Origin of the sequence: Pantoea sp. LMR881 (genome assembly GCF_027157825.1) — a bacterium.
Lineage (GTDB): Bacteria > Pseudomonadota > Gammaproteobacteria > Enterobacterales > Enterobacteriaceae > Pantoea > Pantoea haifensis.
This window is the reverse complement of sequence record NZ_JAPVOK010000002.1, coordinates 1,059,393-1,072,830: the sequence shown is the minus strand read 5'-3', so window position 1 is coordinate 1,072,830 and position 13,438 is coordinate 1,059,393. Positions and strand designations below refer to the sequence as shown.

The 13,438-nt window shown below is 54.1% G+C and carries 7 protein-coding genes and 5 pseudogenes; 8 read left to right on the top strand and 4 right to left on the bottom strand.

All coding sequences use genetic code 11. The annotated features are described in order from the left end of the window. Positions 1-7: 7 nt before the first annotated feature. Positions 8-757: pseudogene (gene moeB, locus O3W44_RS06885) on the bottom strand (molybdopterin-synthase adenylyltransferase MoeB). Then, positions 758-1,993 (bottom strand): molybdopterin molybdotransferase MoeA, encoded by a 1,236-nt coding sequence (moeA, locus tag O3W44_RS06880; RefSeq protein ID WP_269292486.1) that lies wholly within the window; start codon positions 1,991-1,993, stop codon positions 758-760. 217 nt (positions 1,994-2,210) lie between these two features. Here moeA and O3W44_RS06875 point away from each other — a divergent pair, with 217 nt between their 5' ends. From O3W44_RS06875 to O3W44_RS06850, 6 genes and pseudogenes are all read left to right on the top strand, one after another. Beyond that, on the top strand, positions 2,211-3,176 hold the full coding sequence (locus tag O3W44_RS06875; RefSeq protein WP_269292485.1) for an isoaspartyl peptidase/L-asparaginase family protein: 966 nt from the start codon (positions 2,211-2,213) through the stop codon (positions 3,174-3,176). Positions 3,177-3,185: 9 nt separating this feature from the next. Beyond that, positions 3,186-5,039 carry a dipeptide ABC transporter ATP-binding protein gene (locus O3W44_RS06870; RefSeq protein ID WP_269292484.1) on the top strand — a complete coding sequence of 618 codons (1,854 nt, stop codon included), beginning with the start codon at positions 3,186-3,188 and terminating at the stop codon, positions 5,037-5,039. 63 nt (positions 5,040-5,102) lie between these two features. Then, positions 5,103-6,637 (top strand): annotated as a pseudogene (gsiB, locus tag O3W44_RS06865) (glutathione ABC transporter substrate-binding protein GsiB). Between the two features lie 45 nt (positions 6,638-6,682). Next, positions 6,683-7,603, top strand: a pseudogene (gsiC, locus tag O3W44_RS06860) (glutathione ABC transporter permease GsiC). Positions 7,604-7,612: 9 nt separating this feature from the next. Further along, positions 7,613-8,517, top strand: a pseudogene (gene gsiD / locus O3W44_RS06855) (glutathione ABC transporter permease GsiD). Continuing rightward, a complete protein-coding gene (locus tag O3W44_RS06850; RefSeq protein WP_269292483.1) occupies positions 8,514-8,963 on the top strand; it encodes a DUF4385 domain-containing protein in 450 nt (149 codons plus the stop codon). Before gsiD ends, O3W44_RS06850 begins: the two are co-directional and overlap by 4 nt. Here the strand turns inward: O3W44_RS06850 and rimO are convergent. Continuing rightward, positions 8,960-10,290: pseudogene (rimO, locus tag O3W44_RS06845) on the bottom strand (30S ribosomal protein S12 methylthiotransferase RimO). The gene O3W44_RS06850 and the pseudogene rimO overlap by 4 nt on opposite strands. Before the next feature lie 341 nt (positions 10,291-10,631). Between rimO and O3W44_RS06840 the strand changes: the two are divergent. Both O3W44_RS06840 and O3W44_RS06835 read left to right on the top strand, forming a co-directional pair. Then, a complete protein-coding gene (locus O3W44_RS06840) occupies positions 10,632-11,267 on the top strand; it encodes a carbonic anhydrase (protein ID WP_269292482.1) in 636 nt (211 codons plus the stop codon). Positions 11,268-11,386: 119 nt separating this feature from the next. After that, positions 11,387-12,523, top strand: coding sequence for a PQQ-dependent sugar dehydrogenase (locus O3W44_RS06835; protein ID WP_269292481.1), 1,137 nt, complete (start codon positions 11,387-11,389; stop codon positions 12,521-12,523). Here O3W44_RS06835 and O3W44_RS06830 read toward each other — a convergent pair whose 3' ends face one another. Beyond that, positions 12,524-13,180: an HAD family hydrolase gene (locus O3W44_RS06830; protein WP_269292480.1), complete on the bottom strand. Its 657-nt coding sequence runs from the start codon at positions 13,178-13,180 to the stop codon at positions 12,524-12,526. Between the last annotated feature and the right edge of the window lie 258 nt (positions 13,181-13,438).

The following is a 13,438-nucleotide window of genomic DNA, read 5'->3' as shown; positions in this document are numbered from 1 at the left end:
CGTTTTATTAATGACCACAGATTTCGCACTGCGCGTCCTGTGTGACTTTCATGCTGCGGAATTCGGCACTGAGCGCATCGTACATTAATAAGCGTGACGTGGCAGGGGTGCCATAATCAGCCAGCAGTTTGATCGCTTCCATCGCCTGCATGGCACCAATCACACCCACCAACGGTGCCATCACACCCGCTTCGACGCAGCTTAAAGTCTGCTCGCCAAACAGACGACTAATGCAGCGATAGCAAGGCGTTCCGGGTTGCCAGGTAAAAACGCTGATCTGACCTTCCATACGAATCGCAGCACCTGAAACCAGCGGTACACGTTGTTGGCGACACAGGCGATTAAGCTGTTCACGCACCTGAACGTTATCGGTGCAGTCCAGCACCACCTGCTGGCGGGCGATAACAGCCAACAGGGCATCATCATTCAACTGAGCGTTGAGGGGTTCAGCGTGCAGTGTGGGTTGATCGCGGCGAGGCTCTGGGCAGCCGAGTCGACTTTGGCGAAGCCAATATCGGTATTGTGATGCAAAATCTGCCGTTGAAGATTGGAAAGTGACACCGTATCGAAATCGAGTAAAGTTAACTCGCCCACGCCAGCTGAGGCTAAATAAGGCGCAGCGGCGCAGCCCAGCCCCTAAACCCACCACCAGAGCGCGGCTGGCTTTCAGTTTTTCCTGACCCTCAAAATCAAAACCGCGCAACACGATTTGCCGGTTATAACGCAGCATCTCTTCATCGCTTAACTCGGGCAGCATCTACCCCTCCAGCAGGGCATTAAAGGGTTCGATTTCTACCCATTCGCCCACTTCAACGTTACCGCGTTCGCGTTCCAGCACGATAAAGCAATTCGCCTGAGCAAAGGAGCTGAATACGTGTGACCCCTGATGACCAGTGCTGTGGACTTCTGTTTCGCCCCGATCGTTTTGTTGATAAAAACCGCGCTGGAAATCGAGACGGCCCGGTGACTTTTTCAGGCGCGTCGCAGCACGCACTTTTTGCCGCGGCGGCAGCGCCGCTTTTTTCTGGCCCGTTAGCGTGGCGAGCAGCGGCTGCACTAGCTGATAAAACGTCACTGCCGCTGACACCGGATTACCGGGTAAACCGCAAAACCAGCTACTGGCAAGACGGCCAAAGGCAAACGGTTTGCCGGGTTTGATCGCCAGTTTCCAGAACGTAATTACCCCTAACGCTTCCAGCATCGCTTTGGTGAAATCGGCTTCACCGACCGAGACACCGCCCGTGCTGATCACCACATCCGCCTGGCGGTCGGCCTCTTCAAACGCACTGCGCAACGCATGGGGATCGTCTTTAATAATGCCGAGGTCAATCACGTCACAACCCAACTTCTTCAGCATTAAAGAGACGGTAAAACGATTGGTATCGTAAATCTGGCCTGGCGCAAGGGGTTGCCCCACCGGCTGCAATTCGTCGCCCGTGGAAAAAATGGCAACGCGCAACCGACGTAATACAGTGACTTCCGTGATGCCGAGCGAAGCCAGTAGCGGCAGTTCAGCGGCGCCCAGCCGGATGCCTGGCTCAAGCACCGCGTTACCGGCGTGAATGTCATCACCCGTCAGGCGGATATTTTGTCCTGCTTTAACGGGCGCGGTGATCACTATCGCGTCGCCTTGCTGTTCAGTCTCTTCCTGCATCACCACCGCTTCACAACCTGCCGGAATGGGCGCACCGGTCATGATGCGCACCACGCTGCCCACAGGCCACTCACCGTTAAACGGCGCACCCGCAAAAGCTTTACCGGCCACAGCTAAAGGCTGGCCGCTGTTAGCATCGGCCAGCCGCACGGCATAACCATCCATTGCTGAGTTATCAAACGGCGGAACGTCAATGGGTGACGTCACCGCCCGTGCCGTGATACGACCGGGCGCTTCAGCCAGCGGCACACTGAGTGAATCGGTAATGGGCGTCAGCTGCGCCAGCATTTTTTCCTGGGCGTCTTCGAGAGAGATCAATCCTGCGGTAAAGCTTTCCATTGTGGTTTAAACCTGAGTTATCGCATTTGCTGCTTATTATGGTGGCATTTGTTTAATGAGTGTAGGGCTATAAGCCACAATAAAAGGTTATGACCGGACGATGAGTTTCCGCTTTACAACCCTTAGCAGGCTTTCTATAGTCAAAAATCACCTAAAATGAGTGAAAACCATTCTAAATCAGTATTTTCGCACCGAGGCAACCACAGGGTAGAGCGTTATGGTTAAAGCAGTAATCGCCATTCACGGCGGTGCAGGCGCCATCACGCGCTCCGCGATGAGCGCAGAGAAAGAGCAGCAGTACCGGCAGGCATTGACCGACATCGTTACGCACGGGCAAACGATGCTGGCACAGGGCGCAAGTGCAATGGATGCCGTCACAGAGGCGGTGCGGCTGCTGGAAGAGTGTCCGCTGTTCAATGCCGGTAAAGGCGCGGTATTCACGCATCAGGGGACGCACGAACTTGATGCCTGTGTGATGGACGGCCGCACGCTGGACGTCGGGGCGGTGGCGGGCGTGTCCCGCATTCGCAATCCGGTGCTGGCGGCACGCGCCGTGCTTGAAAACAGTTCGCATGTGCTCTTTATCGGCGCAGGCGCAGAAGCCTTTGCCGCCTCACATCACATTGAGCAGGTAGAACCTGATTTTTTCTCGACCCCGGCACGCTGGGAACAATTGCAGCGGGCGTTAAGCAGCGATGAAATGCTGCTGGATCACGATGGTGCCGCGCAGCATCAGGATGACGATCCGCTCGACCCTGATCGCAAATTTGGTACAGTGGGGGCCGTGGCGCTGGATGCTAACGGTAATCTTGCTGCTGCCACCTCGACCGGCGGTATGACCAACAAGCAGGTCGGGCGCGTGGGCGATTCGCCGTTGGCGGGTGCCGGTTGCTATGCGGATAATGAAAGCGTGGCCGTATCCTGTACCGGCACCGGTGAAGTATTTATCCGCACGCTCGCGGCCTACGATATTGCCGCGCAGATGCGTTATGACGGGCGCAGCTTACAGCAGGCCAGCGTGAATGTGATTCACGATAAAGTGCTGGAGCTGGGCGGTAGCGGCGGGCTGATTGCGATTGATCGTGCCGGTAACGTCGCGTTGCCGTTTAACAGCGAAGGTATGTATCGTGGTTTTGCGCGGGTAGGCGAACCCGCAGAGGTGGCGATCTACCGTGAAAGCTAAGGAGCAGGCATGACTGTGCCACAGGCAATGCCGCCACTGACAGCCGGGCAGGTGCTGGCGGTACGCAATCTTAACGTGCGCTTTCAGCATGAAGGCTCGGTAACGCATGCGGTGCGCGATCTTTCTCTCGATCTGCATCGTGGCGAGACGCTGGCGCTGGTAGGTGAATCCGGCTCGGGCAAGTCCGTCACCTCTTTAGCCTTGATGCGGCTGATTGAGCAGAGTGGCGGAGCGGTAAGCGGGGAGATCCAGCTACGTCGTCGCAACGGTGAGGTGCTGGATATCGCGCGTGCCTCATCCCGGCAAATGCGTAAAGTGCGTGGCGCGGACATGGCGATGATTTTTCAGGAGCCGATGACTTCGCTTAATCCGGTGTTCTCAGTGGGTGAACAGATTGCCGAATCCATTCGTTTGCATCAGGACAAAAATCATAGCCAGGCGCTGGCCGAAGCGCGTCGTATGCTGGATTTAGTCCGTATTCCTGATGCACAAAATGTTCTGACGCGCTTTCCGCATCAGCTCTCTGGCGGGATGCGTCAGCGCGTGATGATTGCGATGGCGCTGTCATGTAAACCGGCGTTGCTGATTGCCGATGAACCTACCACTGCGCTCGACGTCACGATTCAGGCACAAATTCTGCAATTGATCCGCGTACTGCAAAAAGAGATGCAGATGGGGGTGATTTTTATCACGCACGACATGGGCGTGGTGGCAGAGATGGCGGATCGCGTACAGGTTATGTATCGCGGCGACGTGGTAGAAAACGCGCCGGTAGAGCAGCTGTTTAGCGCGCCGGTACAGCCTTATACGCGCGCGTTGCTGGCGGCGGTGCCAAAGCTGGGCTCAATGAGCGGGCAGTCACTGCCTGCCAAATTCCCGTTGCTGCACAGCGAAAGCAGCGAGCCGCCCCAGGACACAGTGCGCCGCGCCGACCCGCCCATTTTGCAGGTACGCGATTTGATCACGCGCTTTGATATTCGCGGTGGGCTGTTGAATCGGGTCAAAAGACGAGTCCATGCTGTTGAAAAAGTCAGCTTTGACCTCTATGCCGGTGAAACCCTGGCGCTGGTCGGCGAATCGGGCTGTGGTAAATCCACAACCGGACGCTCGCTGCTCCGCCTGGTTGCCAGCCAGGGCGGCACCATTACCTTTAACGGGCAGCGCATCGATGCTTTATCGGGTCAGGCGCTGGCGCACTTGCGGCGCGATATCCAGTTTATTTTTCAGGATCCCTACGCCTCGCTGGATCCGCGCTTAACGGTCGGGTTTTCTATCATGGAACCGCTGCTGGTGCACAACGTCATGTCACGCCGCGAGGCGGAGCAGCGCGTAGCAGGCTTGCTGGAAAAAGTGGGCCTGTTACCTGAACATGCGCAGCGTTATCCCCATGAATTTTCGGGTGGGCAGCGCCAACGCATCTGTATTGCCCGCGCGCTGGCACTCAATCCGAAAGTAGTGATCGCAGATGAGTCAGTCTCGGCACTTGACGTATCGATACAGGCACAAATCATTAATTTAATGCTCGATTTACAGCGTGAACTGGGGATCGCCTTTCTGTTTATTTCACATGATATGGCGGTGGTGGAGCGTATCAGTCATCGCGTGGCGGTGATGTATCTCGGCCAAATTGTGGAAATGGGGCCGCGTCAGGCGGTATTTGAACAGCCACATCATCCGTACACTAAAAAGCTAATGGCGGCCGTACCGGTCGCCGATCCTGCGCATCGCCGTCGCGAGCGCGCATTGATGGTCGATGAAATTCCCAGCCCAATTCGTTCGTTGGGCGATGAACCCGAGGTTGCTCCACTGATTGAAGTCGCACCGGGCCATTTTGTTGCCCGTCATGCTATCAGCGCGACCTGAGTAATACATCGTAAAACCGCGTCGCTTCGGCGACCTATCCGACAGGGATTACAGGAGAAAGATATGCAGATGACTATGCGTAAAGGGTTACTGGCAGCAGGGGTGCTAAGCAGCGCGATGGCACTGCCTGCCTGGGCGGCGCAGGACGCGGTAATTGCCGTGGCTTCTAATTTCACTACGCTGGACCCTTATAATGCCAACGATACGCTGTCGCAGGCGGTGGCGAAATCTTTCTATCAGGGGCTGTTCGGCTTTGATAAAGAGATGAAACTGGTCAACGTGCTGGCAGAAAGTTACCAGGCGAGCGCCGACGGTCTCACTTACACCATCAAATTGCATTCAGGCATTAAGTTTCAGGATGGCACCGACTTCAATGCTGAAGCGGTGAAAGTGAATCTCGATCGCGCCAGCGATCCCGATAATCACCTGAAGCGTTACAACCTGTTTAAATATATCGCCACCACCGAAGTCGTCGATCCGACCACGGTAAAAATCACCCTGAAGCAGCCGTTTTCGGCATTTATAAATAACCTGGCGCATCCGGCAGCAGCGATGATTTCGCCTACCGCACTGAAAAAATATGGCAAAGATATTGGTTTTCATCCGGTTGGTACGGGGCCGTTTGAGTTTGTAACCTGGAATCAAACCGATTTCGTTAAAGTGAAAAAGTGGGATGGCTACTGGAAAAAGGCTACCCCAAACTCGACACCATTACCTGGCGTCCGGTGGTGGATAACAATACGCGCGCCGCCATGCTGCAAACCGGCGAAGCTAACTTTGCTTTCCCGGTTCCGTTCGAGCAGGCCAAACTGCTGGAGAAAAACAGCAAGCTGAATATTGTGACCACGCCTTCAATCATGCAGCGTTACATCAGCCTTAACGTCACGCAGAAGCCATTTGATAACCCAAAAGTGCGTGAGGCGCTGGAGTATGCAATCAATCGCCAGGCGCTGGCAAAAGTGGCCTTTGCCGGATATGCCACGCCTGCAACCGGTGTTGTGCCGCCATCCATCGACTTTGCGCAACGCTATCCGGCGATTCAGTACAATCCGGCAAAAGCGCGTGAATTGCTAAAAGAAGCGGGCTATCCCAACGGCTTCGAAACCACACTCTGGTCTTCACACAATCACAGCACGGCTCAAAAAGTGTTGCAGTTTACCCAGCAGCAACTGGCACAGGTCGGCGTGAAAGTGAAAGTCACCGCAATGGATGCGGGTCAGCGTGCAGCTGAGGTAGAGGGCAAAGCGCAGAAAGAGAGCGGGGTACGCATGTTCTATACCGGCTGGGCTGCGTCCACCGGCGAAGCAGACTGGGCACTGACGCCGCTGTTTGCCACGTCATCCTGGCCGCCAGCAATCTTCAACACTGCCTTTTATAGCAATGAGCAGGTCGATAAAGATCTGGCGGATGCCCTGAAAACCACCAACCGCGATCAAAAAGCCAAACTCTATAAAGACGCGCAGGACCGCATCTGGAATGACCATCCGTGGATCCCGCTGGTGGTTGAACAACTGGTTTCAGCAAACAACAAAAACCTGAGCGGTTTTTACGTCATGCCCGATACCTCATTTAATTTTGATGAGGCCAGTCTGAAGTAACAAAGCGGGCCAGCCCGTGCGGCTGGCCACTGTTCAGGATGTTGCATGCTTAACTATTTTCTCAAGCGATTGTTGGGATTGATCCCCACGCTGCTGATTGTCGCAGTGCTGGTGTTCCTGTTTGTTCATCTGCTGCCAGGGGATCCGGCCCGACTCATCGCGGGACCGGAAGCTGACGCATCGGTTGTGGCACTGGTTCGTCAGGAGCTGGGGCTGGATCTGCCGCTGCCGCAGCAGTTCTGGCACTTTATACTCAACGCCCTTCAGGGGATTTCGGCCAGTCGATGGTTTCGAGGCGTCCGGTTGCCGATGAAATCGCGTCACGTTTCATGCCCACGCTATGGCTGACGCTGGCCAGTATGATCTGGGCTGTGATTTTTGGAATGTCGACGGGCATCGTTTCAGCCGTATGGCGCAACCGCTGGCCCGATCGTCTGGGCATGACCTTAGCGGTTTCCGGCATCTCGTTTCCCGCTTTTGCGCTCGGCATGCTGCTGATGCAGATCTTTTCGGTCGAACTCGGCTGGCTGCCTACGGTGGGGGCTGAAACCTGGCAGCACTATATTCTGCCTTCGCTCACGCTGGGGGCAGCGGTCGCGGCGGTGATGGCGCGTTTTACCCGCGCATCTTTCGTTGAAGTGATGCAGGAAGATTACATGCGAACCGCACGTGCCAAAGGGGTACGAGAATCGCTGGTGGTCGTGAAACACGGCTTGCGTAACGCCATGATCCCCGTGATCACTATGATGGGACTGCAATTTGGCTTTTTTGCTCGGCGGGTCGATTGTGGTCGAAGTGGTGTTCAACTGGCCGGGGCTGGGCCGCTTGCTGGTGGATTCGGTGGCAATGCGTGATTATCCGGTGATCCAGGCCGAAGTCTTACTGTTTTCGCTGGAGTTCATTTTGATCAACCTGATTGTTGACATGCTGTATGCCGTCATCAACCCGGCCATTCGATACAAATAAGGAGTCGCGATGAAAAACTGGCGACGCGAAGCGGCACTTAAAACGATGCCGCTGATCAAGGAAAACCGGGTGCGCACCCCGTGGCACGAATTCTGGCGGCGCTTTCGACGCCAGCCAGTGGCGCTGCTGGCTGGGCTGTTTGTTTTCGTTTTGATTGTGGTGGCGTTTATCGCACCTTATATTGCCCCCTTTGATGCGGAAAACTACTTTGATTACGACCGGCTTAATGAAGGTCCGTCGCTCATGCACTGGTTTGGCGTAGATTCGCTGGGGCGCGATATTTTTAGCCGGGTAATAGTGGGAACACGCATTTCACTGATTGCCGGCTTCTTTTCAGTGGCAATCGGCGCACTGATCGGCACTTTTTTGGTTTGCTGGCAGGCTATTACGAAGGCTGGTGGGATCGCATAACCATGCGCGTCTGCGACGTGCTGTTTGCCTTTCCCGGCATTTTGCTGGCGATTGCTGTCGTCGCTATTATGGGCAGCGGCATGAGCAATGTGATTGTCGCGGTAGCGATCTTTAGTATTCCTGCCTTTGCCCGTCTGGTGCGCGGCAACACGCTGGTGCTTAAGCATCAAACCTATATTGAATCGGCTCGCAGTATCGGTGCGTCAGACTGGACTATTTTGCTGCGTCACGTGTTGCCCGGTACGGTATCGCCGATTGTGGTCTATTTTACTATGCGTATCGGCACCTCGATCATTACTGCTGCCAGCCTCTCTTTCCTGGGTTTAGGTGCGCAGCCACCGACGCCAGAGTGGGGGGCGATGCTTAACGAGGCGCGCGCCGATATGGTGATTGCGCCTCACGTGGCCATTTTTCCCAGTATGGCGATCTTCTTCACTGTTTTAGCCTTTAATCTGCTCGGCGATGGGCTACGTGACGCACTCGATCCTAAACTAAAAACATGAAACCATTCGATTACGAACAGGACTTTAACACCATCGACTTTCGCAAAAATCCTGAGCTTTATCAGGTTGGACGCGGTGAGCAGGGGGTGTTAATGGTTCAACCTTATAAAGGTGAGATTTTGCCGCACTGGCGTTTTCGCACCGTGCCGATTGCCAAAGTATCGGCAGCAAAAATCATGGCGCTGTTTGAAGAATATCGGGCAAAAGATGATTTCGTCGGTATGGATATGGCGCGCAAATTTATTCAAATGGGTTATACGCGGGCACGCCGGTACAGTAATCATAAGGGCGGACGTAAATATGATGCCGAAGGTAAAGAGCTGCCGCGTGGCATAGACGAAGAAAAGGCCGCTGCGGCGGCCATTTTCAAAGCGTACTGGGATCGGTTACGCGCCGATGAAGATTATCTGGCGCGCAAAAAAGCGCACCAGCAGAAGTACGGTTAAATCCGGCTCGCCCAGAGATCGTATTCGTCCGCGTGTTCGACTTTCACACGTAAAATATCACCCGGTTTTACGTTGCGTTCGCCGTTCAGATAGACCGCGCCATCAATTTCCGGGGCATCAGCCATGCTGCGGCCAATCGCGCCTTCTTCATCCACTTCATCAACAATCACTAAAATCTCACGACCTACTTTTTCCTGCAGGCGCTCAGCAGAGATTTGCTGTTGTAACTGCATAAAGCGATCGTAGCGATCCTGCTTCACGGCCTCATCAACCTGATCCGGTAGCTGGTTAGCGGTCGCACCTTCAACCGGGCTGTACTGGAAGCAGCCTACGCGATCCAGACGCGCCTCTTTGATGAAGTCGAGCAACATCTGAAAATCTTCTTCGGTTTCACCGGGGAAGCCAACGATAAAAGTCGAGCGTAGCGTCAGTTCCGGGCAGATTTCGCGCCAGCGTTTGATACGCTCCAGCGTGCGCTCAACCGCACCGGGACGCTTCATCAGCTTAAGAATACGTGGGCTGGCGTGCTGCAAAGGAATGTCGAGGTAAGGCAGGATTTTGCCTTCCGCCATCAGGGGGATCACATCATCAACGTGAGGATAAGGGTAAACATAATGCAGACGAACCCAAACGCCGAGTTTTGCAAGCTGCTCGCACAGGCTTACCATGCTGGTTTTCACCGGCGAACCGTTCCAGAAGCCGGTGCGGTGCTTCACGTCAACGCCATAGGCGGAAGTATCCTGTGAAATCACCAACAGCTCTTTCACGCCTGCTTCAACCAGGCGCTTCGCTTCATCCAGCACTTCGCCAATGGCGCGGCTGTCGAGGTCGCCACGCATCGATGGAATAATGCAGAAGGTGCAGCGATGGTTACAGCCTTCAGAGATTTTCAGATAGGCATAGTGGCGTGGCGTCAGCTTAACGCCCTGTTCCGGCACCAGGCTAAGAAACGGATTATGCTGGGGCTTCGGCACGTAATGATGAACATGCGACAACACTTGTTCATAGCTGTGAGGGCCAGTGATTTCCAGCACTTTAGGATGGACTTCACGGATCTGATCGACTTTCGCGCCCAGACAACCGGTAACAATCACTTTACCGTTTTCGTTCAGGGCTTCGCCTATCGCTTCCAGCGATTCCTGAACCGCGCTGTCGATAAAGCCACAGGTATTGACGATGACGATTTCCGCGTCGTCATAGCGCGGTACAACGTCATAACCCTCGGTGCGTAATTCCGTCAGAATACGCTCAGAGTCAACCAGGTTTTTGGGCAGCCGAGAGAGACAAATCCTACGCGCGGCGGCACTGTTTTTGTAATTGTAGACATAGCCTTAGTTCCGGTTCAGCACAGCTTTGGCGCGGGATTTTACCTGTGTTGAAATAAAAATTGTAGCGTTATCTGTAAGGGAATAAGCAGGGGCAAGAATGCAGAAAAAAACCGCATCAGATCGGTTGAGGCTCCCCATAAATCACCGCGTGGTAAGGGCAAGTATCAGCTTTTGTCTGTTCTGCAAGGTTAAGTAAAAAAGGCAAAGGTTGTGTTTAACAGAGGGGTTTGTTTAAATCCGCAGTTGATATTTGCTTGTTTACATTAATAATAAACACGCAAATTAATACTGAAGATGCACTTTCTTCAGGTGACAAAGTGGATAATGAGAGAGCTAAATAATGAAAGAGATCATCAATGGATTTCTGAATTTCCAACAGAATGTGTTTCCTGAAAGGAAGGATCTTTTCAAAAGCCTGGCATCAAATCAAAATCCGAAAGCCCTGTTTATCTCCTGTTCTGACAGCCGGCTGGTACCAGAACTGGTGACGCAGCAAGAGCCAGGACAGCTATTCGTTATTCGAAATGCAGGTAATATTGTACCGTCATTTGGTCCTGAGCCCGGCGGCGTTTCGGCAACCATCGAATACGCAGTGGTGGCGTTGGGGGTAACGGACATCATTATTTGCGGTCACTCTAACTGCGGAGCAATGAACGCTATCGCCTCTTGCCAGTGCATGGACACCATGCCTGCGGTAGAGCACTGGCTGCGCTACGCTGATGCAGCGAAAGCCGTGGTGGAAGGACGCCAGTACGATTCGCCTGAGAAAAAGCTGAACGAGATGGTAAAAGAGAACGTTATCGCGCAGCTGAACAACATGAAAACACATCCTTCTGTTGCGGTGGCGCTGCGTAAAGGCGCGCTGCGCCTGCACGGCTGGGTTTACGATATTGAGAGTGGTCAGATTATTGCCCTCACCGAAGGCGGTAAGCAGTTCGTTTCGCTGGCCGACAACCCGGACACCTGTTTCGAATAATCGCTTTTCACCCGCCGCGCCCGGCGGCGGGTCATGCTTAATCTTTTGTAAATCCTCAACATCATCCTGTCATGGCTGTCTACGCTTAAGGGCAGTACATCCCCTGACAGGAGAATTTCATGGCTCGTTTCCCTGCCGCCGTGTTGTTTAGTGGCGCGTTGCTTGGTTCCTTTTCATCGCTTGCCGCAGACGTACAGGTTCAGGTGTTACAAGACAAACTGGATCACCCGTGGTCGCTGGCTTTCCTGCCTGATAACCAGACGCTGTTGATTACCGAACGTTCCGGTGAGTTGCGAAGCTGGCATCCGGGCAGTGGTTTGTCGGCACCGATTCAGGGCGTACCCAAAGTGTGGGCGAGACGGCAAAGCGGCCTGATGGATGTGGTGCTGGCCCCTGATTTTGCGCAAAGCCGACGTGTCTGGCTGAGTTACGTCGAAGCCAACAGCAGCGGCAAGGCGGGCGCGGTGGTTGGCTACGGCACACTGAGCGAGGATAATCGCCAGCTGGTTGATTTTCGCGAAGTGATCCGACAGACGCCGATGCTTTCAAGCGGCAACAATATTGGCACGCGGATAGCCTTCGATCGCCAGGGCTTCTTATGGATTGCCTTTGGCGACAACTTTGCGAGCAGTACCGCACAAGATCTCGATAAGCTACAGGGCAAACTGCTGCGTTTAAATGCAGACGGCAGCGTGCCAAAAGATAATCCTTTTGTCAGCCGCGACGGCGCACGTCCGGAAATTTGGGCCTACGGCCTGCGTAATCCGCAAGGGCTGGCGTTGAATCCCTGGACCCAGCAGATGTGGGAAAACGAGCATGGCCCGCGCGGTGGCGACGAGGTGAATATCCCTGAAAAAGGCAAAAACTATGGCTGGCCACTGGCCACCTATGGTGTGGATTATAGCGGTGGCAAGGTGCCTGAATCACAAGGTACGCATGCAGAAGGCACGGAACAACCGGTCTTTCACTGGAAAGATTCGCCCGCTCTCAGCGGCATGGCATTTTATAACAGCGCCCGTTTTCCACAGTGGAAAAACTCGCTCTTTATCGGTGCGTTAAAGGAGAAAAACCTGATTCGGCTGCGAGTAAACGGTGAGAAAGTGGTCGAGGAGCAACGGTTACTTGACGATCGCAACGAACGCATTCGTGATGTTCGTCAGGGACCAGATGGCTATCTCTATGTGCTTACCGATGCGTCAAACGGCAAGCTGCTGAAGGTGGGATTAGCGCAGGACGCCAGCGCGTCCCGCGGTTAACTATCGCGCCCAGCGACAGACTTCCCAGCCCCGGCTCATCGCTTCCTGATGCAGTAAGGCATCAGGATTGATGACATGTGCATGATCGGCCTGTTCCAGCAGCGGCAGGTCGTTCATGGAGTCGCTGTAAACCCAGGTGCGCTCAAAGGGCTCACCCTGTTGCAGCGAGCGCCAGTCGGCGAGGCGTGTCACTTTGCCTTCTTTATACGTCATGGTGCCATAGGTCAAACCGCTGTAGCGATCGTTGACCACTTCAACGCCAATGGCTAACGCACCGCACACACCCAGTCGTTCGGCGATAGGCACCACTAAATGTTCGCCGCTGGCGGAGATAATCATCACTTTGTCGCCGCGCTGTTGATGCCACTGAATACGCTCGCGGGCTGCCGGAAACACGCGCGGCATAATATCGCGATGGATAAAGCGCCTTACCCAGCCCTCGACCGTTAGCGTGGCCATGCCTGCCAGCGGTGCCAGGGTCGTATTCATATACTCTTCAATGGAAAGGGTGCCAGCGTAGTATTGCGCCATCAATGCCTGCTCTTCATCAATCAGACTGCTTGGGGCAAAACCTTGTGAAACCAGCCATCGCAACCACAGGCTGGTACTGTCATCACAAATAAGCGTTTCATCCAGATCAAAAAGCACTAAGTCCATGGGATCCTCCTCAGGCTGACTGAAATTCAGGTTAGCTGATATTTGTGACGCCCTTATCTGTTCTGCGAAAAATCGGATTTTCACGCATTTCTGTGTACGGCAAACAGAAAGAAAGTGGCAAGCGTGCGGAGAGAATGCCAGGGTTACTCTACTAAACTCTATAAAACTTTACGGTTTGGCGGTTTTTTTCGCTGACGCCAACGGTTAGCGTTCTAACTGAAGGTATTTGCCTTAAAACACCCCGATTTAACAAGGACA